Source organism: Caulobacter sp. GW456-12-1-14-TSB4, from assembly GCF_059424195.1.
This window is the reverse complement of sequence record NZ_JBWKZF010000017.1, coordinates 68,343-89,378: the sequence shown is the minus strand read 5'-3', so window position 1 is coordinate 89,378 and position 21,036 is coordinate 68,343. Positions and strand designations below refer to the sequence as shown.

23 protein-coding genes, 1 tRNA gene and 2 pseudogenes are annotated in these 21,036 nt (G+C 67.1%); 20 read left to right on the top strand and 6 right to left on the bottom strand.

Annotated elements, in window-relative coordinates:
* From AC07YH_RS16655 to hemA, 4 genes are all read left to right on the top strand, one after another.
* Nucleotides 1-1,053, top strand: a complete 1,053-nt coding sequence (locus AC07YH_RS16655; protein ID WP_494748071.1) for an enoyl-CoA hydratase/isomerase family protein — start codon at nucleotides 1-3, stop codon at nucleotides 1,051-1,053.
* A 59-nt stretch (nucleotides 1,054-1,112) separates the two neighbouring features.
* A complete protein-coding gene (locus AC07YH_RS16650; RefSeq protein ID WP_494748070.1) occupies nucleotides 1,113-1,916 on the top strand; it encodes a class I SAM-dependent methyltransferase in 804 nt (267 codons plus the stop codon).
* Nucleotides 1,917-1,992: 76 nt separating this feature from the next.
* Nucleotides 1,993-2,889: a 3-hydroxyisobutyrate dehydrogenase gene (gene mmsB, locus AC07YH_RS16645; protein WP_494748069.1), complete on the top strand. Its 897-nt coding sequence runs from the start codon at nucleotides 1,993-1,995 to the stop codon at nucleotides 2,887-2,889.
* A gap of 178 nt (nucleotides 2,890-3,067) precedes the next feature.
* Nucleotides 3,068-4,294, top strand: a complete 1,227-nt coding sequence (hemA, locus tag AC07YH_RS16640) for a 5-aminolevulinate synthase (protein WP_494748068.1) — start codon at nucleotides 3,068-3,070, stop codon at nucleotides 4,292-4,294.
* Nucleotides 4,295-4,398: 104 nt separating this feature from the next.
* On the opposite strand, the gene AC07YH_RS16635 is transcribed toward hemA, so the two are convergent.
* Entirely contained in the window at nucleotides 4,399-4,842 is a 444-nt protein-coding gene (locus tag AC07YH_RS16635) for a Ros/MucR family transcriptional regulator (protein WP_494748067.1), read from the bottom strand.
* A gap of 164 nt (nucleotides 4,843-5,006) precedes the next feature.
* Here AC07YH_RS16635 and glyA point away from each other — a divergent pair, with 164 nt between their 5' ends.
* The 7 genes and pseudogenes from glyA (at nucleotide 5,007) to AC07YH_RS16600 (ending at nucleotide 11,763) form a co-directional block, all read left to right on the top strand.
* Nucleotides 5,007-6,293 carry a serine hydroxymethyltransferase gene (glyA, locus tag AC07YH_RS16630; RefSeq protein ID WP_494748066.1) on the top strand — a complete coding sequence of 429 codons (1,287 nt, stop codon included), beginning with the start codon at nucleotides 5,007-5,009 and terminating at the stop codon, nucleotides 6,291-6,293.
* A gap of 31 nt (nucleotides 6,294-6,324) precedes the next feature.
* Nucleotides 6,325-6,798 carry a transcriptional regulator NrdR gene (gene nrdR, locus AC07YH_RS16625; RefSeq protein ID WP_494617690.1) on the top strand — a complete coding sequence of 158 codons (474 nt, stop codon included), beginning with the start codon at nucleotides 6,325-6,327 and terminating at the stop codon, nucleotides 6,796-6,798.
* Between the two features lie 75 nt (nucleotides 6,799-6,873).
* On the top strand, nucleotides 6,874-7,338 hold the full coding sequence (locus AC07YH_RS16620; RefSeq protein WP_494748065.1) for a 6,7-dimethyl-8-ribityllumazine synthase: 465 nt from the start codon (nucleotides 6,874-6,876) through the stop codon (nucleotides 7,336-7,338).
* Nucleotides 7,335-7,784 (top strand): transcription antitermination factor NusB, encoded by a 450-nt coding sequence (gene nusB, locus AC07YH_RS16615; RefSeq protein WP_494748064.1) that lies wholly within the window; start codon nucleotides 7,335-7,337, stop codon nucleotides 7,782-7,784. Before AC07YH_RS16620 ends, nusB begins: the two co-directional genes overlap by 4 nt.
* Entirely contained in the window at nucleotides 7,744-8,808 is a 1,065-nt protein-coding gene (thiL, locus tag AC07YH_RS16610) for a thiamine-phosphate kinase (RefSeq protein WP_494748063.1), read from the top strand. Before nusB ends, thiL begins: the two co-directional genes overlap by 41 nt.
* A gap of 40 nt (nucleotides 8,809-8,848) precedes the next feature.
* Nucleotides 8,849-9,352, top strand: coding sequence for a hypothetical protein (locus AC07YH_RS16605; protein WP_494748062.1), 504 nt, complete (start codon nucleotides 8,849-8,851; stop codon nucleotides 9,350-9,352).
* A 261-nt stretch (nucleotides 9,353-9,613) separates the two neighbouring features.
* Nucleotides 9,614-11,763 (top strand): annotated as a pseudogene (locus AC07YH_RS16600) (sodium-translocating pyrophosphatase).
* Between the two features lie 93 nt (nucleotides 11,764-11,856).
* Here the strand turns inward: AC07YH_RS16600 and AC07YH_RS16595 are convergent.
* Together AC07YH_RS16595 and AC07YH_RS16590 are read right to left on the bottom strand one after the other, a co-directional pair.
* Nucleotides 11,857-12,399 (bottom strand): response regulator, encoded by a 543-nt coding sequence (locus AC07YH_RS16595; RefSeq protein ID WP_494748061.1) that lies wholly within the window; start codon nucleotides 12,397-12,399, stop codon nucleotides 11,857-11,859.
* Between the two features lie 281 nt (nucleotides 12,400-12,680).
* Complete coding sequence (locus tag AC07YH_RS16590; protein WP_494748060.1) at nucleotides 12,681-13,163, bottom strand: outer membrane protein assembly factor BamE; 483 nt, start codon at nucleotides 13,161-13,163, stop codon at nucleotides 12,681-12,683.
* A gap of 120 nt (nucleotides 13,164-13,283) precedes the next feature.
* Between AC07YH_RS16590 and AC07YH_RS16585 the strand changes: the two genes are divergently transcribed.
* The 7 genes from AC07YH_RS16585 (at nucleotide 13,284) to AC07YH_RS16555 (ending at nucleotide 17,568) form a co-directional block, all read left to right on the top strand.
* Nucleotides 13,284-13,814, top strand: a complete 531-nt coding sequence (locus tag AC07YH_RS16585; protein ID WP_494748059.1) for a ubiquinol-cytochrome C chaperone family protein — start codon at nucleotides 13,284-13,286, stop codon at nucleotides 13,812-13,814.
* Nucleotides 13,799-14,353, top strand: coding sequence for a YceD family protein (locus AC07YH_RS16580; protein ID WP_494748058.1), 555 nt, complete (start codon nucleotides 13,799-13,801; stop codon nucleotides 14,351-14,353). The genes AC07YH_RS16585 and AC07YH_RS16580 overlap by 16 nt, the downstream gene beginning before the upstream one ends.
* A 96-nt stretch (nucleotides 14,354-14,449) precedes the next feature.
* Entirely contained in the window at nucleotides 14,450-15,514 is a 1,065-nt protein-coding gene (gene plsX, locus AC07YH_RS16575; protein WP_494748057.1) for a phosphate acyltransferase PlsX, read from the top strand.
* Nucleotides 15,511-16,488: a beta-ketoacyl-ACP synthase III gene (locus AC07YH_RS16570; RefSeq protein WP_494748056.1), complete on the top strand. Its 978-nt coding sequence runs from the start codon at nucleotides 15,511-15,513 to the stop codon at nucleotides 16,486-16,488. The genes plsX and AC07YH_RS16570 overlap by 4 nt, the downstream gene beginning before the upstream one ends.
* 199 nt (nucleotides 16,489-16,687) lie before the next feature.
* Entirely contained in the window at nucleotides 16,688-16,990 is a 303-nt protein-coding gene (locus tag AC07YH_RS16565; RefSeq protein ID WP_099578878.1) for an integration host factor subunit alpha, read from the top strand.
* A gap of 11 nt (nucleotides 16,991-17,001) precedes the next feature.
* Nucleotides 17,002-17,430, top strand: coding sequence for a MerR family transcriptional regulator (locus AC07YH_RS16560; RefSeq protein ID WP_494748055.1), 429 nt, complete (start codon nucleotides 17,002-17,004; stop codon nucleotides 17,428-17,430).
* Nucleotides 17,431-17,491: 61 nt separating this feature from the next.
* Nucleotides 17,492-17,568: transfer RNA gene (locus AC07YH_RS16555), tRNA-Pro, on the top strand.
* Between the two features lie 60 nt (nucleotides 17,569-17,628).
* On the opposite strand, the gene AC07YH_RS16550 is transcribed toward AC07YH_RS16555, so the two are convergent.
* Complete coding sequence (locus AC07YH_RS16550; protein WP_494748105.1) at nucleotides 17,629-17,853, bottom strand: DUF2842 domain-containing protein; 225 nt, start codon at nucleotides 17,851-17,853, stop codon at nucleotides 17,629-17,631.
* 8 nt (nucleotides 17,854-17,861) lie between these two features.
* Nucleotides 17,862-18,113 carry a GlsB/YeaQ/YmgE family stress response membrane protein gene (locus AC07YH_RS16545; RefSeq protein ID WP_494617677.1) on the bottom strand — a complete coding sequence of 84 codons (252 nt, stop codon included), beginning with the start codon at nucleotides 18,111-18,113 and terminating at the stop codon, nucleotides 17,862-17,864.
* A 143-nt stretch (nucleotides 18,114-18,256) separates the two neighbouring features.
* Here AC07YH_RS16545 and AC07YH_RS16540 point away from each other — a divergent pair, with 143 nt between their 5' ends.
* Both AC07YH_RS16540 and AC07YH_RS16535 read left to right on the top strand, forming a co-directional pair.
* On the top strand, nucleotides 18,257-19,288 hold the full coding sequence (locus tag AC07YH_RS16540) for a COX15/CtaA family protein (RefSeq protein ID WP_494748054.1): 1,032 nt from the start codon (nucleotides 18,257-18,259) through the stop codon (nucleotides 19,286-19,288).
* An 81-nt stretch (nucleotides 19,289-19,369) separates the two neighbouring features.
* A complete protein-coding gene (locus AC07YH_RS16535; protein WP_494748053.1) occupies nucleotides 19,370-20,908 on the top strand; it encodes an alkaline phosphatase in 1,539 nt (512 codons plus the stop codon).
* 22 nt (nucleotides 20,909-20,930) lie between these two features.
* Here the strand turns inward: AC07YH_RS16535 and AC07YH_RS16530 are convergent.
* Nucleotides 20,931-20,999 (bottom strand): annotated as a pseudogene (locus AC07YH_RS16530) (hypothetical protein); the annotation flags it as partial.
* Between the last annotated feature and the right edge of the window lie 37 nt (nucleotides 21,000-21,036).

Sequence of the window (21,036 nt, the reverse complement as noted above, 5' to 3'; positions counted from 1 at the left end):
ATGACCGACGAACCCGAAGTCCTGATCAGCGTCGAGAAGAACGTCGGCCGCATCACGCTCAACCGTCCCAAGGCCCTGCACGCCCTGACCCAGGGCATGTGCGAGACCATGATCGGCGCGCTGCTGGACTGGCAGGAAGACCCCGAGATCTACATGGTCCTGATCGACCATTCGGGCGAGCGCGGCTTCTGCGCCGGCGGCGACATCCGCATGTTGGCCGAAAGCGGGGCCAAGGACGGCGTCGAGGCGCGGGCCTTCTTCCACACCGAATACCAGCTGAACCACCTGCTGTTCACGTACGACACTCCGGTCGTGGCGGTGATGGACGGCATCGTCATGGGCGGCGGCGTCGGCATCTCGATGCCGGCCCACGTGCGGATCGCCACCGAGCGCACGACCTTCGCCATGCCCGAGACCGGCATCGGCCTGTTCCCGGACGTCGGCGGCGGCTGGTACCTGCCGCGCCTGCCGGGCAAGGCGGGGCTGTGGCTGGCCCTGACCGGGGCGCGGATCAAGGGCGCGGACTGTATGCGGCTGGGCATCGCCACCCACTTCGTTGAGTTCGGGGCCATCGCCGGGCTGAAGAAGGCGATCATCGCCGACCCGCGCCGCATCGACGAGATTCTGAAGAAGTACCGCGCCGACGCCGGCAAGGCCGCGCTGCTGGGCTTCGAGCAAGACCTCAACCGCCTGTTCGTCGGCGAGAGCGTCGAGGAGATCGTCGAGTTCCTGACCCTCGACTCCAGCGACTGGGGCAAGGCCCAGCTGGAGGTCATGAAGACCAAGTCGCCCCAGACGATGAAGGTCGCCTTCGAGCAGCTGAAGCGCGGCGAGGCCATGACCGACTTCGCCGATAACATGGCCATGGAATACCGGATCGGCGCGCGCGTGGTGATGAGGCACGACTTCATCGAGGGCGTCCGGGCCGTGATCGTCGACAAGGACAACGCCCCGAAGTGGAGCCCCGCGACCCTCGAGGGCGTCACAGACGCCATGCTCGACGAGATTTTCGCGCCGCTTCCCGCAGCGGAAGAATGGGTACCGCTGACGTAACCGATTGCGTAGGCTAACGTCGTTTCAACTAAGAACACTGTCGGTTCGGAAGGATTGCCATGCGTAAGCCGCTTCTCAGTCTCGTCGCCGTGCTGGGCCTCGCGGCCTGCGCCACCCAGCCGATGATGGGACCTCCGCCGCCGCCGCCTTCGGGCCCGGCAGCCGCGGCCATCTCGCCGAACATCGCCGCCGCGCTCAGCGACCCGTCGCGTCCGGCCGCCGACATGGTGCGTGACGCCAACCGCCATCCGGGCGAGGTCCTGAGCTTCGCCGGCGTGCGTCCGGGCGCCAAGGTCGCCGACCTGATCCCCGGCGGCGGCTACTTCACCCGCATCCTGGCCAAGTCGGTCGGGCCGCGCGGCATGGTCTACGCCTATGTGCCGGACGAGCTGACCAAGCTGGCCAAGCGCGAGCCGGCGGTGAACGCCATCGCCCGCGACCCGGCCTATTCGAACGTGAAGGTGATCCTGAACACGCTGCCGAACTTCTCCGCGCCGGAGAAGCTGGACCTGGTGTTCACGGCCCAGAACTATCACGACATGCACGACAAGTTCATGGGCCCGGCCGACCTGTCGGTGGTCAACCGCCAGGTGTTCAAGTCCCTGAAGCCGGGCGGCGTGTTCCTGGTCATCGACCACTCGGCCGAGCCGGGTTCGGGCCTGCGTGACACCGAGACCCTGCACCGTATCGACTCGGCGGTGGTGAAGTCCGAGATCACGGCCGCCGGCTTCATCTTCGAGGGCGAGAGCCGCGTGCTGAAGGACCCGGGCGACACCCGCAAGGTCAACGTCTTCGACCCGTCGATCCGCGGCAAGACCGACCAGTTCGTCTACAAGTTCCGGAAGCCGGCCAACGCGCGCTGAACCTCAAAAGACCACGAACGACAACGATAAGAGCCGCGCCCATGAGGCGCGGTTCGCATTTGCAGGGAGCTTCACGATGACCAGCATCGCCTTCATCGGCCTGGGCAACATGGGCGGCGGCATGGCCGCGAACCAAGCCAAGGCCGGCCATACGGTCCGCGCCTTTGATTTGTCGGCGCAAGCGGTCGAACGCGCTGTGGCGGCGGGCTGCCAGGCGGCGGCTTCCATCGCCGAGGCCGTGGCCGACGCCGAGGTGGTGATCACCATGCTGCCCGCCGGTCCGCACGTCCGGTCGGTCTATGGCGAGCAGATCCTCAAGAGCGCGCCGAAGACGGCCCTGCTGATCGACTGCTCGACCATCGACGTCGAGAGCGCCCGCGTCGTGGCGGGGCAGGCGGCCGAGGCGGGCTTCCGCTTCGCCGACGCGCCGGTGTCGGGCGGCATCATGGCCGCCGAGGCCGGGACCCTGGCCTTCATGGTCGGCTGCGCGGCGGTCGATTTCCCGGCCATTGAGGCGGCGCTGGCGCCGATGTCGCGCGTGACGATCCACGCCGGCGACCACGGGGCGGGGCAGGCGGCCAAGATCTGCAACAACATGCTGCTGGGCGTCTCGATGCTGGGGACCTGCGAGGCGTTCGCCCTGGCCGAGAAGCTGGGCCTGGGCGCCGACCGCTTCTTCGAGATCGCCAGCAAGTCGTCGGGCCAGTGCTGGTCGGTGACCAGCTATTGCCCAGTCCCGGGCGTCGGGCCGCAGACGCCCGCCGACCGCCAGTACGAGGGCGGCTTCGCCTCGGCCATGATGCTGAAGGACCTGAAACTGGCCCAGGAAGCCGCCGCCAAGGCCGGCGCCAGCACGCCGATGGGCGCGCAGGCCGAGGCGCTGTACGCGCTGTTCGACGCCAACGGCTTCGGCGGCAAGGACTTCTCCGCCGTCATCGAGTTACTGCGCGGAAAGTTGACGCAGCTTACCTGAATCGTCCAAGACGCCGCCTTTCGCGAGGGTGTCCATTGACGAAATCGATGCGGCCAATCGCGCAATTCAATTTGTAGGTAAACGTCCGTAGATGGACACTACCGGCGCTTGGTGCGAAAAGCCGAGCCGTGAATAAAGGGGACCTCTGGCTCACTTGGCCGGCGGTTTAGAGACCGACATGGACTACAAAGCCGCGTTCCGCAGCGCCGTCGATCAGATCCGTCAGGAAGGCCGCTATCGCGTCTTCGCCGACCTGAAGCGACAGCGTGGGCAGTTCCCGCGCGCCACCTGGACCCGCCAGGACGGCTCGGAAGGCGAAGTCGTGGTCTGGTGCAGCAACGACTATCTCGGCCAGGGCCAGAACCCGGTGGTTCTCGACGCCATGAAGGCCGCCGTCGATCAGCACGGCTCGGGCTCGGGCGGCACGCGCAACATTTCGGGCACCAATCACGACCACGTCCTGCTGGAGGCCGAGCTGGCCGACCTGCACGGCAAGGAAGGCGCGCTGCTGTTCACCTCCGGCTATGTCTCGAACGAGGCGTCGCTGTCGGTGGTGCAGAAGATCCTGCCCGGCCTGATCATCTTCTCGGACGAGCTGAACCACGCCTCGATGATCGCCGGCATCCGCAACGGCGGCGGTCCGCGCAAGGTGTTCCGTCACAACGATCTGGCTCACCTTGAAGAGCTGCTGGCGGCCGCTCCGGCCGACGCGCCCAAGATGGTCGCGTTCGAAAGCGTCTACTCGATGGACGGCGACATCGCCGACATCCGCGCCACGGCCGCCCTGGCCAAGAAGTACGGCGCCATGACCTATCTGGACGAGGTCCATGCGGTCGGCATGTACGGCCCGCGCGGCGGCGGCGTCGCCGAGCGCGAAGGCCTGATGGGCGAGATCGACATCATCGAAGGCACGCTGGGCAAGGCGTTCGGCGTCATGGGCGGCTACATCACCGGCGACGCCGAGGTGATCGACGCCATCCGCCTGATGGCCTCGGGCTTCATCTTCACCACCTCGCTGCCGCCTGCGCTGGTGGCCGGCGCCCTGGCCAGCGTCCGCTGGCTGAAGCAGCACCCGGAAGTGCGCGAGATCCACCAGGAGCGCGCCGCGACCCTGAAGGCCATGTTCAAGGCCGCCGGCCTGCCGGTGATGGACAACGACAGCCACATCGTCCCGGTGCTGGTCGGCGATCCCGTCCACACCAAGATGATCAGCGACATGCTGCTGGCCGATCACGGCGTCTATGTGCAGCCGATCAACTATCCGACCGTGCCGCGCGGCACCGAGCGCCTGCGCTTCACCCCGACCCCGTTCCACACCGACGACATGATGCGCAAGCTGGTCACGGCGATGGAAAAGCTGTGGGCCCACTGCAACGTCGCCCGCATGGGCGGCCACGCGGCCTAAGGAACAGACCGAACTTCAACTTCGACCAAGCCGCACATCGTCGAAACGAAAAACGCCGCCGGGAGCTTCCGGCGGCGTTCGCATGTCCAGAATTCAGGGCGCGGTCAGCTGCCGCGCCGCACGCCCTTGCCCAGGCCGATCTTCTTGGCGAAGTCCGAGCGCCGGGCCGCATAGGCGGGGGCCACCATCGGATAGTCGGGCGGCAGGCCCCACTTGCGGCGGTATTCCTCGGGGCTCATGTCGTAGTGCGAGCGCAGGTAGCGCTTCAGCATCTTCAGCTTCTTGCCGTCTTCCAGGCAGACGATGAAATCGTGCTGCACCGAGCGGCTGATCGGCACGGCCGGCTTGGCCTTCTCGACGGGTTGCGGCAGCTCGCCGCCGCCGTTGAGCGAGCTCAGCGCCTGGTGGACGGTGCGGATCAGGTCCGGAATGGCCGTCTGGGAGACCGTGTTCTGGCCGACATAGGCCGCTACGATCTCAGCGCTAAGTCCCAGGATGTCGACATCGTTGCCGCTCGCCGTGTCCACACCATTACCCTGAGACGCCATGAGATACCCCATTCCCGTTGTTGTCGTTCGAACTCCGCAGGGGTTGAGCACCGCCCTGCAGGACGGCAACGCGCAACGCGACATGTGGTTCCGAGATTGATCACCGCGCCTTACCCGTTAAAGAGGGCGCCTCTGCCGACTCCCCCAAACGCCCGGAGAGCGAAATGACCCAAGCCAACACGAGCGCCTTCTTTGGCGCGGACCTCGCCACCGCGGACAAGGACATCTTCGACCGCATCGGTCTGGAGCTGGACCGTCAGCAGAACCAGATCGAGCTGATCGCCTCGGAGAACATCGTCTCGAAGGCGGTGCTGGAAGCCCAGGGCTCGATCCTGACCAACAAGTACGCCGAGGGTTATCCGGGCAAGCGCTACTACGGCGGCTGCGAGTTCGTGGATGAGATCGAGACGATCGCCATCGAGCGCGCCAAGGCCCTGTTCGGCGCCGGCTTCGCCAACGTCCAGCCGCACTCGGGCTCGCAGGCGAACCAGTCGGTGTTCATGTCGCTGCTGCAACCGGGCGACACCTTCATGGGCATGGACCTGGCCGCCGGCGGCCACCTGACCCACGGCTCGCCCGCCAACCAGTCGGGCAAGTGGTTCAAGCCGGTGTCCTACACCGTGCGCCAGCAGGACCAGCTGATCGACTACGACAACGTCGCCGAGGTGGCCGAGCGCGAGAAGCCCAAGCTGATCATCGCCGGCGGCAGCGCCTACAGCCGCGAGATCGACTTCGCCCGCTTCCGCCAGATTGCCGACAGCGTCGGCGCCTATCTGATGGTCGACATGGCCCACTTCGCGGGCTTGGTGGCCGGCGGCGTGTTCCCGAACCCGGTCCCGCATGCCCACGTGGTCACCACCACCACCCACAAGACCCTGCGCGGTCCGCGTGGCGGCATGGTGCTGACCAACGACGAGGCGATCATCAAGAAGGTCAACTCGGCCGTCTTCCCGGGCCTGCAAGGCGGTCCGCTGGAGCACGTCATCGCCGCCAAGGCCGTGGCCTTCGGTGAAGCGCTGCAGCCGGCGTTCAAGGAATACGCCCAGCAGATCATCGCCAACGCCAAGGCGCTGTCGGAAGCCCTGCTGAAGTCGGGCGTCAACATCGTCTCGGGCGGCACCGACAGCCACCTGATGCTGGTCGACCTGCGTCCGAAGGGCGTGACGGGCCGCGACGCCGAGCACAGCCTCGAGCGCGCCCACATGACCTGCAACAAGAACGGCGTGCCGTTCGACACCGCGCCGTTCACGATCACCTCGGGCATCCGCCTGGGTACGCCGGCCGGCACCACGCGCGGCTTCAAGGAAGCCGAGTTCACCCGCGTCGGCGAGCTGATCGGCGAAGTGGTCAACGGCCTGGCCGCCAATGGCGCGGACGGCAATGCCGAGGTCGAGGCCAAGGTCCGCGAGGAAGTGCTGGCCTTGACGGCCCGGTTCCCGATCTACAACTAATGGCATTAGGCGCCGCGGGAGGGGCCACATCATGCGTTGCCCCTTCTGCGGCCATGCCGAAAGCCAGGTCAAGGACAGCCGCCCGTCGGAAGACGGCGCGGCGATCCGCCGTCGCCGCATGTGTCCCGAGTGCGGCGGCCGCTTCACCACGTTCGAACGGGTGCAGCTGCGCGAGCTGATCATCCTGAAGCGTTCGGGCCGCCGTTCGCCGTTCGATCGCGACAAGCTTGTCCGCTCGATCGCCCTGGCCACTCAGAAAAGGCCCGTCGAGGCCGAGCGGATCGAACGGATGATCAACGGCATCGTCCGGCAGCTGGAAAGCATGGGCGAGACCGAGCTGCCGTCCTCCGCGGTGGGCGAAATGGTCATGAAGGCTTTGAAATCGCTCGATGACGTGGCCTATGTCCGCTACGCCTCGGTCTATCGCGATTTCAAGGAAACCAGCGACTTCGCCAAGTTCCTGACCGAAGAAGGTCTGAGCGACGGCGTCGAAGAAGAGCTATAGAGAGCTATAGTCCGTTAATCCCTGATGTGTGTTTGTACGCGCGCGGCAAGCGCGGCCGTGGAGATTCGAAGCTAGATGGTTGAAGACAACATCCGCCTGCTGGTCGTGGAGAGCCGAAGCCATTCGGGGATCGCCGACGAACTGCTGCGCGGAGCCGCCCAGGCTATCGAGGCCCAGGGCGCCGAGTACGACGTGATCACGGTCTCCAGCGCCCTGCAGATCCCGACGGCGGTCGCCATCGCCGAGGAAGCCGGCCACCGCCCCGTGGGCGTGCGCTACGACGGCTATATCGCGCTGGGGACGGTCATCCGCGGCGAGACCTACCATTTCGAGCTGACCGCCAACGAAACCGCCCGCGGCCTGCAGGACCTGGGCATCGGCAAGCGCCTGCCGATCGGTTTCGGCGTGCTGGCCGTCGACGACGAGGCTCAAGCCTGGACCCGCGCGCGGGTCAGCGAAGGCGATCGCGGCGGCGCGGCCGCCAAGGCGTGCCTCGAGACCATCGCCCTGAAGCGTCAACTGCTGGGACAGGCCCGATGAGCGGCAACCGCATCCAACCGCGCTCGGTGGCGCGTCTCGCCGCCGTCCAGGCCCTGTACCAGATGGAAGTCTCGGGCGCGGGCGTCGATTCGGTGGTCCGTGAATTCGGCGAGCACCGCTTCGACCGCGACGTCGAGGGCGAGCGCCTGGCCGCCGCCGATGAAAAGTTCTTCGCCGAGCTGGCCAAGGGTGTCGTCGACAACCAGGCCAAGGTCGACCAGGGCATCGTCAAGCGCCTGGCCTCGGGCTGGCGCCTGGAGCGTCTGGACGCCACGGCCCGCGCCGTGCTGCGCGCCGGCGCCTACGAATTGATGTTCCGGAAGGATGTTCCGACCGAAGTCGTCATCAACGAGTATGTCGAGATCGCTAAATCCTTTTTTGAAGGTCCCGAGTCAGGCTTCATCAATGGCGCCCTCGACGCGATCGCCCGTGATGCACGAGACTGACGAAGACGACTGGTTTGCCGAAGACGACGCCGCCGCGCCTGCCGCGGCGGACGCGGCCCCGACTGAATTCGACCACATCGCGCGACTGCTGCGCCCGCTGACGCGTGGCGACCCGGTCGCCCTGGACCTGCTGGACGACGCGGCCGTGCTGCCGTCGCGTCCGGGCTATGACCTGGTGATCACCAAGGACGCCATGGTCGCCGGCGTGCACTTCCTGGCCGACGAAGCCCTGGACGTCATCGCCCGCAAGCTGCTGCGGACCAATCTTTCCGACCTCGCGGCCAAGGCGGCCGAGCCCTACGGCTATTTCCTGGCCGTCGGCTGGCCCTCGGGCTCCGACGTCGCCGCGCGCGAGATCTTCGCCCGTGGCCTGGCCGAGGACGGGGCCTTGTTCGACATGTCGCTGCTGGGCGGCGATACGGTCACCACCTCGGGTCCGCTGGTCGTCTCGGCGACGCTGCTGGGCTGGGTGCCCGAAGGCGGCGCGGTCCTGCGGCGCGGGGCCAAGCCGGGCGACCGGCTGATGGTCTCCGGCACGATCGGCGACGGCTGGCTGGGCCTGCTGGCCCAGTGGGGCGAGGTGATGGACGCCGACGGCGCCATGCTGCGCCGCTACCGCCAGCCTGAACCGCGCGTCACCCTGCGCGACGCCATGCGCCTGCACGCCAAGGCCGCCGCCGACGTTTCCGACGGCCTGCTGGCCGACAGCGCCCACATCGCCAAGGCCAGCGGCTGCCGCGTGCGGGTCGACCTGGAGCGCCTGCCGCTGTCGCCCGGCGGCCAGGCCTGGCTGGACCAGCAGCCCGAGCAGGTCGAGGGCCGCATCTCCCTGGCCTCCGGCGGCGACGACTACGAGATCGTCTGCGCCGTCGATCCGAACGAGGCCTGGGCCTTCCGGGTGGCCGCCGCCGCCGCTGGCGTCAAGGTCAGCGAGATCGGCGAGTTCGTGGAAGGCGAGGGGGTCTCGGCCTACTACAAGGGCCGCGACGTCACGCCCTCGCGCCTGGGCTGGCTGCACGGCTGATTAGGTTAATCTCAAGGCCTGTCGGTTATGGGAAGAACCCATGACCCGCTTCGTCACGCCCTCGCGCCGCCTCCTGCTCGCCGCCGCCTTTAGCGTCGTGGCCGCGCCGGCTTTCGCCAGCAGCGGCAAGAAGGACGAGAAGAAGAAGGAGGGCGAGGAAGGCCAGGCGCTGGACCCGACCTACAAGCTGGGCTCGATGACCATCCCGATCATCTTCAATGGCCGGATCGTCAACTACGTCTTCGTCGCCATGACCCTGAAGCTGAAAGAGGGCGCGGACGCCGCGGCGCTGAAGGACCAGGAGCCGATGCTGCGCGACGCCATCGTGCGGGCGGCCTACAAGACCCCCTTCACCCGCGCCGACACCTGGAAGGAAGTCGATGGCCCGCGCCTGACCAACTTCGTCCTGAGCCAGTGCAACGTGCTGATGGGCAAGGGCAAGGTGGCCTCGGTCGAGATCGTCAAGCAGATCCCCCGCCAGCAGCTGATGCCGCCCAAGCTGGGCGCCGCCAAGCCCGCCAGCCAGGGCGATCTCCACCCCTGATTCCACCTCGAAGGCCAAGCCTTGCCCCTGCAAAGGCTTGCGCCGACACGGGTTGCGCGCCCCCCGACCATCTGACAGTCTCTTTCGGATGACGCCGTTCGGTTGTCATTTTGGGAGCATCGAGGGGGCACGAGGCCAAAAGGCCCGCCCGTCGATCCGGGCGGCGGTTTGGCGTTCGTCATGTTTGGCGCTCGCTCAGGCCTCCAGCCGCCGGGACCGGCGCACCCCTCGTGATTGAAGCGCGAAGGGGCGAAGAACCTAATGAGTCTTTGGCTTGAACTGGCCATCGGGGCCGGGCTGCTGGCGGTGCTGTATGGCGCCGTACAATCGGCCAGTCTGATGCGGGCCTCGGCCGGCAATGCACGAATGCAAGAGATCGCCGCGGCGATCCAGGAAGGGGCCCAGGCCTATCTGAACCGCCAATACACGACGATTGGCATTGTCGGCGTGGTGGTGATCGCCGCTCTGGCGTTCTTCTTCAAATCCTGGGAGCAGCCCGTGGGCTTCGCGCTCGGCGCGATCCTCTCGGGCGCGGCCGGTTTCGCGGGCATGCTGATCTCGGTCCGCGCCAATGTCCGCACGGCCCAGGCCTCGTCGGAGAGCCTGGCCAAGGGCCTGTCGATGGCCTTCACCTCCGGCGCCGTCACCGGCATGCTGGTGGCCGGCTTCGCCCTGATCGGCGTGGCGGGCTACTATGCCGTGCTGCTGTCGACCGGCCATGGCGGCACCGACCGCGTGGTCGTGGACTCGCTGGTGGCCCTGGGCTTCGGCGCTTCGCTGATCTCGATCTTCGCCCGTCTGGGCGGCGGCATCTTCACCAAGGGCGCCGACGTTGGCGGCGACCTCGTGGGCAAGGTGGAAGCCGGCATCCCGGAAGATGACCCCCGCAACGCGGCGACCATCGCCGACAACGTCGGCGATAACGTCGGCGACTGCGCCGGCATGGCCGCCGACCTGTTCGAGACCTATGCGGTGACCACGGTCGCCACCATGGTCCTGGCCGCGATCTTCTTCCGTGGCACCGAAGCGGTGTCGTCGATGATGCTGCTGCCGCTGGCCATCTGCGCCATCTGCATCGTCACCTCGATCATCGGCTCGTTCGCCGTGCGTCTGGGCAAGAGCCAGAACATCATGGGCGCGCTCTACCAAGGCTTGATCGTCACCGGCCTGCTGTCGATCCCGGCCGTCTGGTACGTGATCCACCAGCTGGTGCCGAACGCCGTGACCGTGGGTTCGCGCAGCTTCGACGCCGACAGCCTGTTCTATTGCGGTCTGGCCGGCCTGGCCGTCACCGCCCTGATCGTGGTGATCACCGAATACTACACCGGCACCAACTATCGTCCGGTGAAGTCGGTGGCCCAGGCCAGCGTCTCGGGTCACGGCACGAACGTGATCCAGGGTCTGGCCATGTCGCTGGAGTCCACGGCCCTGCCGGCCCTGACCATCATCGTCGGCATCGTGGTCACCTATAACCTGGCGGGCCTGTTCGGCATCGCCATCGCCACCACGACCATGCTGTCGCTGGCCGGCTTCATCGTCGCCCTGGACGCCTTCGGTCCGGTCACCGACAACGCCGGCGGCATCGCCGAGATGGCCGGCCTGCCGCCGGAAGTCCGCGTCACCACCGACGCCCTGGACGCGGTGGGCAACACCACCAAGGCCGTCACCAAGGGCTACGCCATCGGTTCGGCCGGCCTGGGCGCCCTGGTGCTGTTCGCCGCCTATACCGAGGACCTGAAGTTCTTCTCGGCCAATGCGACGCCGGGCAGCTTCTTCGACGGCATGGGTCCTGTGACCTTCGACCTGTCGAACCCGTATGTCGTGGTCGGCCTGCTGTTCGGCGGCCTGCTGCCGTTCCTGTTCGGCGGTCTGTCGATGACCGCCGTCGGCCCCCCCCCCTCGGCCGCGCGGCCGAGTCGGTCGTCGCCGAGGTGCGTCGTCAGTTCCGCGAAAACCCGGGCATCATGACCGGCGAGGTCAAGCCCGAGTACGGCAAGGCCGTCGACATCCTGACCAAGGCCGCCATCCGCGAGATGATCGTGCCCAGCCTGCTGCCGGTCGTCTCGCCGGTGGTGCTGTTCTTCGTGATCAAGGCCATCGCCGGCAAGGTCGATGCGTTCGCCTCGCTGGGCGCCATGCTGATGGGCGTGATCGTCACCGGCCTGTTCGTCGCCATCTCGATGACCAGCGGCGGCGGCGCCTGGGACAACGCCAAGAAGGTCATTGAAGAGGGCTTCACCGACAAGAACGGCGTCCTGCACAAGAAGGGCGGCGAGACCCACAAGGCCGCCGTCACCGGCGACACCGTCGGCGACCCCTACAAGGACACTTCGGGTCCGGCCGTGAACCCGATGATCAAGATCACCAACATCGTGGCCCTGCTGCTGCTGGCGGTGCTGGCCCACGGCTGATCCTTCGGGAGCAGCCTGAAAACGGGAACGCCCCGGAGGAAACTCCGGGGCGTTCTGCTTTGAGGGCGTCTGTTTTCGGGAACCGAGGCGAACTCAGTAGACGTCCTCGTGGTCCATCTCGGCCAGGGCGTCCATGACCAGCGACGGCGCGGGGCCTCGGCGTTCGACGCCCGAGAACTCGTGGTCGATCCGCCGGCGACGGCAGGGACCGAAATACTCGCTGGCCCGTACGAAGGGGCGGGGGTTGTTCACGATCTCATTGATCCGGTGCATGACCCCACGCGCCGTCAGCGGCTTGGCCAGGAATTCGGTGACCCCCGCCATGCGCGCGGCGGTCAGCGTGCGCTGGGTGGCGTGGCCGGTCATCATGATCACCGGCACGTACGGATTGGGGCTGGCGGTCGAGGTTCTGATCCAGCGGATGAAGGCCAGGCCATCCACGGGCGACATCATCAGGTCGGTGAAGATGATGTCGATCTCTTGCGCCTGGAAAATCTTGAGCGCGTCCAGGCCGTCGCCAGCCTCGCGGATCTTGCGAACACCCGCGGCCTTCAGGATATGGGCCACGACCTTCCGCATGTTCGCGTTGTCGTCAACCAGCAGCACCGATACGTCACGAAGGTCCATGCCCTCCACGTTGCGTCTCCCACCGCTGCGTGAATTCGTTGCGCGACAACTTGTAGCGCTTGAGTCGAACGTGACCCAATCCGGGTTTATTAAGTGTTGAAGGGATGGTATACCGGTAGAATTAAGACGGTGAATTTCCCATTCAGAGTAAACCCGCATGATTTACTCACTCGCCGGAGTGGTATGGCGTTCCTCGGTGTAACTCGAACGCGAAAAAGCCGCCCACCTCGCGGTGGACGGCTTTTCTAATCTGTCGAGTTGTCGACTTTGGTCCGAAGGTCGCCTGGGGCCTATCGGCCGCCCGGACGCTGGCCTGGCGCCTCGTCGTCCTGCGGGAGCATGCCGCCGCGGCCGACGTTGCCGAGCAGCTGCTCGAGGATGGTCATCTCGCGGCCGCGGGTGGGGGTCTCACGGCCGTTGTAGGCGATGACCTTGCCGTCCTTCAGCGTGAAGGTGTTCACCGAGGCGACCTTCTCGTCGGCCGGGTTGAACTTGATGGCCACGACGTCGCGCTTGATCACGCGTGGCATGTAGAAGGCCACGCGGTCGGTCGTCTGCGAGATGTAGTACCAGGTGTTGTTGTCGAAGGTCGAAACCGCCGACGGCGAACCCAGCTTTTCCATCAGGGTGGACTTGCTGTCGTCGCCCACCTTCATGTCGGCGGGCTTGGCCTCGATCGCCTGAAAGCCGGAGTAGCTGGTCAGCGGCGTGCAGGCGGACGTGGCGATCGCCAGGCCCAGAATGGCGGCGGCGAAAACGGCGGGGCGAGACATCAAGGCTCCGAACCGGAAAAATGCAGACTTTGACCTATCGCCCGCGGGAGCTTAGTTCAATGCCCGCGTGAAAGCGGACCCCGCGTCTAGCGGGATGTCGCGGCGAAATCGAGGCGTTTCATGTTTCTGGACAGGTGGCTCAAGCCCAGGCCCGCCAAGGCGGCGGGGGCCAAGCTGTATGCTGGCGCGGTGTCCCAGGCCCGTTCCGCGGCCTTTTATCGCGAGTTTGGCGTCCGCGACTCGATGGAAGGTCGCTTCGAGCTCTTCAGCCTGCACGTGATCTTCCTGATCGAGCGGCTGAAGGGGCAGGGCGATGCGGCGGCCGAGACCTCGCAGGCCGTGTTCGATTCTTATGTGAAGGGCCTGGACGACGCTTTCCGCGAAATCGGCGTGTCCGACACCGCGGTCGGCAAGAAGATGAAGAAGCTGGCGGGCGCCTTCTATGGCCGCCTGAAGGCTTACGACGAAGCTGTCGCGACCCTGCCGGACTCGGCGGGCCTGAACGAATTCCTGGCCCGCACCGCGTTCGAGGAGCGCGGCGAGGGTGATGTGGCCGCTCTGGCCGCCTATGTGATCAAGACGCGCGAGGCCCTGGCGGAACAGTCGCTGGACGCCCTGCTGCAAGGAGACGTGACGTGGCCGAACCCGTGACCGCCCCTAAGGACGCTTCTTGGCCCTGCGAGATTCCGCTGGCCCAGGTCGACCGTGGCGCCGTCAAGCTGCGCCTGGAGCCGACCGCCGAGCAGCGCAAGGCCATCGCCAAGCAGCTGGATCTCGTCAGCCTGGAAGAGCTCAGCGCCGAGGTGTTCCTGACCTCGTGGCTGGACGGGGCTGAAGTGTCGGGCGTGCTGCGCGCCCGCGTGGTGCAGACCTGCAGCGCCACCGCCGACGATTTCGAGACGCCGATCGACGCGCGCTTCGACCTGCGGGTGCTGCCGGCCGACAGCAAGAACGCGCCGCAGGGCGAGGAGAGCGGCGACCTGGGCGTCGATCCGGATGCTGATGATCCGCCGGACGTGCTGGAAGGCGAGAAGATCGACGTCTCGGGCTATGTGGTCGAGCACCTGGCCCTGGAGCTGGACCCGTTCCCCCGCAAGCCGGGCGCGGTCTTCGTGCAGCCGCCCGAACCGGTCGAACTTTCCCCGTTCGCGGCGCTGAAGGGGCTGAAAACGAAGGGCGACGAGGCCTAAAAGGCTCCGACTCGACCGCTTGCGTGATATTCACGCGGATGTATCGTCCGCCGCCTTGAGGGCGGTCGGGCCGCCTGCCGGAGCTCTCAGCGCCACGTGTCCCAATCCGTAGTCATCTCCATCGACGCCATGGGCGGCGACCACGGCCCCTCCGTCGTCGTGCCCGGCGTCGCCCAGGCGGCCAAGGCGAACCCCGGAGTGCGGTTCCTGCTGCATGGCGACGGCGCGAAGATCGAGGCCGAGCTGGCCAAGCATCCGGCCGCCAAGGCCGTCAGCGAGATCCGTCACACCGACAAGGCCATCGCCATGGACGAGAAGCCCGCCCAGGCCATGCGCCGGGGCAAGGGCTCGTCGATGTGGAACGCCATCGAGGCCCTGCGCGAGAACGAGGCCCAGGCCTGCGTCTCGGCCGGCAACACCGGCGCCCTGATGGCCATCTCCAAGCTGATCCTGCGCATGGGCGCGGACCTGGAGCGCCCGGCCATCGTCGCCAACTGGCCCAACATGAAGGGCGTGACCACGGTCCTGGACGTCGGGGCCAATGTCGAGAGCGACGCGGCCCAGCTGGTCGAGTTCGCCATCATGGGCGCGGCCTACCACCACGCCGTCCACGGAGCCAAGCGCCCCACGGTGGGCCTGCTGAACGTCGGCTCCGAGGACCAGAAGGGCCACGAGGAAGTGCGTGAGGCCCACGCCATCCTGCGCGAGACCACGCTGGACTTCGACTATCACGGCTTCGTCGAGGGCAACGACATCGCCTACGGCACGGTCGACGTGGTCGTCACCGACGGCTTCACCGGCAATGTCGCCCTGAAGACCGCCGAGGGGCTGGCGCGGTTCTTCACCAACGAGATCAAGTCGACCCTGACCTCGGGCCCGCTGGCCATGCTGGGCGCGGTGATCGCTTCGGGCGCGCTCGGCAAGATGCGCAAGCGCCTGGACCCCAGCCGGGTGAACGGCGCGCCGCTGCTGGGTCTGAACGGCATCGTGGTCAAGAGCCACGGCGGCGCCGACGCCAACGGCTTCGACTCGGCCATCCGGGTCGCCACCAACCTCGCGCGCAGCGACTTCCGCGCCGAGATCGACAGAAATCTGAAGCGTCTGACCGCCGTCGCGGCCAAGAGCGAAGCCCCGGATCAAGGGCAGGGAGCGGCCGAGTGAGCGTAGTTCGCAGTGCAGTGACCGGCGTCGGCGCGTACCTGCCGCCGAAGGTCGTGACCAATGACGACCTGGCCAAGTTCGTCGACACCAGCGACGAATGGATCGTCGAGCGCACCGGCATCCGTCAGCGCCACCAGGCCGCCGACGATCAGCCGGTCTCGGACCTGGCCTTCGAGGCCGCCAAGGACGCGCTCGAGGCCGCCGGCAAGACCGCCGCCGACGTCGATATGATCATCGTGGCCACCACCACCGCCGACCTGACCTTCCCGGCTGTGGCCACCATCGTGCAGCGCAAGCTGGGCGCGCCGATCGGCATCGCCTTCGACGTCCAGGCGGTGTGCTCGGGCTTCGTCTATGCGCTGAGCGTCGCCGACGGTTTCGTGGCGCGCGGCCACGCCAAGTGCGCGCTGGTGATCGGCGCCGAGACCATGACCCGCCTGATGGACTGGAGCGATCGCGGCACCTGCGTGCTGTTCGGCGACGGCGCCGGCGCGGTCGTGCTGGAGCCCAAGGAAGGCGAGGGGACCACGGCCGACCAGGGCATGCTGAGCTTTGCCTTGCGCGCCGACGGGACCAAGCAGGACCTGCTGTTCGTCGACGGCGGCCCGTCCACCACCGGCACGGTCGGCAAGCTGCGGATGCTGGGCAACCAGGTCTTCAAGCACGCCGTGGTCAACATCTCCGAGGCCATCCACGCCGCCGCCGCCAAGGCCGGCGTCACGGTGCCCGACGTCGACTGGTTCATCCCGCACCAGGCCAACCAGCGCATCCTGGCCGGCGTCGCCCATCGCTGCGGCATCGACGAGGAGAAGGTGATCTCGACGGTCGCCATCCACGCCAACACCTCGGCCGCCTCGATCCCGCTGGCCTTCGCGCATGGCGTCAAGGACGGGCGGATCAAGAAGGGCGACCTGCTGCTGCTGGAAGCCATGGGCGGCGGCCTGACCTGGGGCGCCTGCCTGCTGCGCCTTTAACGGTCAAGCTGCGCATCCCTGCGCCGGGGCTTGAACTCCTGACGTTGAGCCTTTGACTTCATGCGGTAATCACGGCATGAGGTCGTCGGTGAATTTGGGCGCGGTCCGTTGAGGGCGGTCGCGGCATACCCAGGTTCGCCGCGAGTGCTCCATCGGAGGTGGTCTGTCTGGCCGCCAAGATACGCGTGAAGGGGGTTGCATGAAGGGCGCTACTTTGACCCGGGCCGACCTGTGCGAGGCGGTCCACGAAGAGGTCGGACTGACCCGTCAGGACTGCGCCGGCCTGGTCGAGCGTACGCTGGATCTCGTGGCCGAGGCGCTCGAAGAGGGCGAGACGGTCAAGCTTTCCGGATTCGGCGTCTTCCAGGTCCGCGCCAAGCGCGCTCGCATGGGGCGTAACCCCAAGACCGGCGAGCCGGCCGAGATCGAACCCCGTCGGGTGATCGGCTTCCGCGCCTCTCAAGTCATGAAGGCGCGAATCGACCGCGCCCTCGGCGACTAGGAGACGATGCGGTGGCGAAGGGGCCCAACGCCTTCCGCACGATTTCCGAAGCCGCCGACGAGCTGGGCGTGCCGCAGCACGTCCTGCGTTTCTGGGAAACCAAGTTCTCCTTCATCCGCCCGATGAAACGGGCCGGCGGACGGCGCTTCTATCGTCCGCAGGACGTGGCGGTGCTGAACGGCGTCCGCACCCTGCTGCATAGCGAGGGGCTGACCATCAAGGGCGTGCAGAAGCTGCACCGCGACCAGGGCCTGGCTCAGGTGGTCGCCGCGGGCATCGGCTCGAACGGTTCGGCCAGCCTGGATCCTGATTTCGACTACGACGCGCCGACGACTCGCGCGCCCCGACTCGAGGGCGAGGCGAGGATGCGCCTGGCCTTCGCGCTGACCGATCTGACCGCCGTGAAGTCCCGCCTGGACGGACTTTTGGAGCGCGGTTGAATTCGTCCGAAATCGCTGTTGCCCTCCCAGGGAGCGGCGCCTATAAGAGCGCCTCTTCCGTCGGAGCGTGGCGCAGCCTGGTAGCGCACTTGACTGGGGGTCAAGGGGTCGCAGGTTCGAATCCTGTCGCTCCGACCATTTCCTTCGGGGAATAAACGGAAGACGAAAGGCCGCCCTTCGGGGCGGCCTTTTTCATTCTTACCTCTGTCCGACGTCCAGCGGCTTGTCGGCCTTGCCCATCCAGCTGATCAGTGGGATGACCGGCAGCACCCAGCCCATGCCCAGGCCCACGAAGTAGATCAGGTGCACGAAGCGGTTCTGCGGCAGGTGGTCGTAGAGGCTGGTGAAGGCCCAGATCCAGGCGATCAGAACCCCCATCACGCCGAACGAGCCGATCAGCTTGCGCAGGCGGGCCGGGATCATAGGAACGCTCACGCGGTTCTCCGGAAAAGGCCGAGCACGGCCAGGAACAGGATCGCGCCGACGCTGGAGACGACCAGCTCGCCGACGAAGCCGGCCAGGTGCAGGTCGATGCGCGAGGCGATGAATGCTCCGATGAACGAGCCGATCACGCCGATCAAGAGCTTGATGAAGAGGGAGTGGCGGCGGGCCAGCACGATATCGGCGATCCAGCCGGCCAGGATGCCGATCACCGCCGCCGCGAATACGCCCATGCCGCTCATCGTTCTCTCCCCCGAGACAGAGCGTTTCTAGCCCGAAGTCACGACGCCGTCATGCTGAGCCACAGAAACATTGAAGCGGGCAAGCGGCGGGCGTAGGGATGGCTCGCCGCATTTCGGCCCACTAGTGACGCTTTTCAGGCCCTATGACGTCTTTCCTGCGTTCCGACCGTTCGCGTCCCGTCGCGATCTGGCTTTTCATCGTCGCCGCCATGGTGTTCGGCATGGTCGTCGTCGGCGGCGCGACCCGCCTGACCGACTCGGGCCTCTCGATCACCCAGTGGAAGCCGATCATGGGCGCGCTGCCGCCGATGTCCGAGCAGGCCTGGCGCGAGAGCTTCGAGCTCTACAAGAAGATCCCCCAGTTCCAGCTGGTGAACCCCGACATGACCGTCGAGGGGTACAAGGGCATCTTCTGGTGGGAGTGGGCGCACCGCCTGCTGGGCCGCACCGTCGGCGTGGCGTTCGCCATCCCGTTCGCCGTCTTCCTGATCCGCCGCGACATCCCGCGCCGCCTGATCGCGCGTTGCGCCGTCATGCTGGGCCTGGGCGGCCTGCAGGGCCTGGTCGGCTGGTGGATGGTGTCGAGCGGCCTGTCCGAGCGGGTCTCGGTCGCGCCCGAGCGGCTGATGATCCACCTGGGCCTGGCGCTGGCTCTGTTCGTCGTCCTGATCTGGACGGCCCTGGACGCCTGGAGCGGTTCGCCGCGGGTCGAGGAGCGCTCGGCCTGGCGCGGCTGGGCCCTGGCTTTCCTGGGCGCGGTGTTTTTCCAGAGCCTGCTGGGCGCTCTGGTGGCCGGCAATGACGCGGGCCTAGTCTATAACGACTGGCCGCTGATGAACGGCAGCTTCTTCCCGGCCGAATACGCCGGCAAGAGCTTCTGGGGCACGCTGGCCCACAGTCAGGGGGCGGTGCAGTTGCACCACCGACTGACGGCCTACGCCCTGTTCGCGGCGGGCCTGGCGATCGCTTTCCTGGCGCAGCGCGACCGGCCGCTGTCAGCGGGGAGCAAGGCCATGGCCCTGGCCGTGGCCGGTGTCGTGACGCTGCAGGCGGGCCTGGGGATCTGGACGCTGATGACCAGCGTGCCGATCGCGCTGGGTGTTCTGCACCAGGCCGGGGCGGCCCTGCTGCTGGCGACGGCGACCGTCTTCGCCTGGCGCGTCCGCCGACCCTGAATTTCGGGGGCTGCAACAAAGCCCCGGAACTACTGTCACACGCCGAGCGCAAATCGGGCCGATTCCTCATGGAGCTTGGCCTTGATCCGCCCCCTCGTTCTCGCGCTGGTCGCGTCCGTCGCCGTTCCGGCAATCGCCTTCGCTCAAACCCCGAACGCCGCCGTCAGCGCCGCCGACGCCTATTACAAGGCCGGCCAGGCCGCCCTGGCCAAGCAGATGGCCGTGGTCCCCAACACGGGCAAGGCCAAGAACGTCATCCTGTTCCTGGGCGACGGCATGGGCATTTCGACGGTCACGGCCGGCCGCATCTATGACGGCCAGCAGAAGGGCGTCGATGGCGAGTCGAACTCGCTGTCGTTCGAGACGCTGTCCTATTCGGCGCTCTCAAAGACCTACAGCCACGACACCCAGGTCACCGACAGCGCCGCCGGCATCACGGCGATCATGACGGGCGTCAAAACCCGCAACAAGATCATCGGCCTGACCGGGGCTGCGCTGGGCGAGAAGTGCGAGACCGAGAAGGGCAACGCCGTCGACACCCTGGCCGAGCTGGCCAAGGCCAACGGCCGCGCCGCCGGCGTCGTCACCACCACCCGCGTCACCCACGCCACCCCGGCCGGCGCCTACGCCCACACCGCCTATCGCGACTGGGAAGGCGACGCCGACATGCCGGCCGAGGCCCTGGCGGCCGGCTGCAAGGATATCGCCCGCCAGCTGATCGAGGCCCCCGACAAGCTGCGTCTGGACGTGGTCATGGGCGGCGGTCGTTCGCGCTTCCTTCCCGACGGCAAGGACGTGGGCAAGCGCGCCGACGGCCGCGACCTGACCGCCGAGTGGGTGAAGGCCGAAGGGCAAGGCTCGTCTTACGTGACGACTATCGACCAGCTGAAGGCCATCCCGGCCGACACCAAGCACGTGCTGGGCCTGTTCGCCGCCGAGCACCTGCCGTACGAGGTCGAGCGCCCGGTGCTGGGGCAGGGCGTCCCGACCCTGGCCGAGATGGCGACCTCGGCCGTGGATGTGCTGTCCAAGAACCCGAACGGCTACTTCCTGCTGGTCGAGGGCGGCAAGATCGACATGGGCAGCCACCTGGGCAACGCCAAGCGTACGCTCAGCGAAACCGTCGAGTTCTCCAAGGCCATCGCCGCCGTGCTGGCCAAGGTCGACCTAAAGGACACCCTGGTCGTCGTCACCGCCGACCACAGCCACGGCCTGGTGATCTCGGGCTACGCCGCCCGCAACGCGCCGATCCTGGGCCTGGCCGGCAATGAGGGCGAGCCGATCCTGGCCGGCGACGGCAAGGCCTATACGACCCTGATGTTCGCCACGGGGCCGGGTGGCCCGGAAGGCAACGACCTGCGCAAGGACCCGGCCAAGGAAGACACCGACGACATCGACTACCACCAGGAGGCCACGGTGAACCTTCCCAGCGCCGCCCACGCCGGCGAGGACGTGGGCGTGTTCGCCGACGGCCCGCAAGCCTTCCTGCTGCGCGGCGTGGTGGAGGAGAGCTATATCTTCCAGGTCATGCGCCACGCGTTTGGGTTTGATGGTTCGGCGACGCCGGTCTCGGCCGCCGCCGTTCCGGCGGAGACCAAGAAGAAGCGCCGGCTGTTCTAGGGCGGCTTCGGAAAATTGATGCGCCGACGCTGACGGTTCGTCTCTCCTCCCCCTCTTGGGGGAGGGGGACCGCCGAACGGCGGTGGAGGGGGCCTGTGCAGGCGCTGCTGAGTCATGACCAGGGGCGC

Bases quoted from the DNA above. Each gene is read 5' to 3' on its own strand.
- AC07YH_RS16655 (WP_494748071.1), top strand. From the start codon at position 1: ATGACCGACGAACCCGAAGTCCTGATCAGCGTCGAGAAGAACGTCGGC.
- AC07YH_RS16650 (WP_494748070.1), top strand. From the start codon at position 1,113: ATGCGTAAGCCGCTTCTCAGTCTCGTCGCCGTGCTGGGCCTCGCGGCC.
- mmsB (WP_494748069.1), top strand. From the start codon at position 1,993: ATGACCAGCATCGCCTTCATCGGCCTGGGCAACATGGGCGGCGGCATG.
- hemA (WP_494748068.1), top strand. From the start codon at position 3,068: ATGGACTACAAAGCCGCGTTCCGCAGCGCCGTCGATCAGATCCGTCAG.
- AC07YH_RS16635 (WP_494748067.1), bottom strand. From the start codon at position 4,842: ATGGCGTCTCAGGGTAATGGTGTGGACACGGCGAGCGGCAACGATGTC.
- glyA (WP_494748066.1), top strand. From the start codon at position 5,007: ATGACCCAAGCCAACACGAGCGCCTTCTTTGGCGCGGACCTCGCCACC.
- nrdR (WP_494617690.1), top strand. From the start codon at position 6,325: ATGCGTTGCCCCTTCTGCGGCCATGCCGAAAGCCAGGTCAAGGACAGC.
- AC07YH_RS16620 (WP_494748065.1), top strand. From the start codon at position 6,874: ATGGTTGAAGACAACATCCGCCTGCTGGTCGTGGAGAGCCGAAGCCAT.
- nusB (WP_494748064.1), top strand. From the start codon at position 7,335: ATGAGCGGCAACCGCATCCAACCGCGCTCGGTGGCGCGTCTCGCCGCC.
- thiL (WP_494748063.1), top strand. From the start codon at position 7,744: ATGGCGCCCTCGACGCGATCGCCCGTGATGCACGAGACTGACGAAGAC.
- AC07YH_RS16605 (WP_494748062.1), top strand. From the start codon at position 8,849: ATGACCCGCTTCGTCACGCCCTCGCGCCGCCTCCTGCTCGCCGCCGCC.
- AC07YH_RS16590 (WP_494748060.1), bottom strand. From the start codon at position 13,163: ATGTCTCGCCCCGCCGTTTTCGCCGCCGCCATTCTGGGCCTGGCGATC.
- AC07YH_RS16585 (WP_494748059.1), top strand. From the start codon at position 13,284: ATGTTTCTGGACAGGTGGCTCAAGCCCAGGCCCGCCAAGGCGGCGGGG.
- AC07YH_RS16565 (WP_099578878.1), top strand. From the start codon at position 16,688: ATGAAGGGCGCTACTTTGACCCGGGCCGACCTGTGCGAGGCGGTCCAC.
- AC07YH_RS16550 (WP_494748105.1), bottom strand. From the start codon at position 17,853: ATGATCCCGGCCCGCCTGCGCAAGCTGATCGGCTCGTTCGGCGTGATG.
- AC07YH_RS16545 (WP_494617677.1), bottom strand. From the start codon at position 18,113: ATGAGCGGCATGGGCGTATTCGCGGCGGCGGTGATCGGCATCCTGGCC.
- AC07YH_RS16540 (WP_494748054.1), top strand. From the start codon at position 18,257: ATGACGTCTTTCCTGCGTTCCGACCGTTCGCGTCCCGTCGCGATCTGG.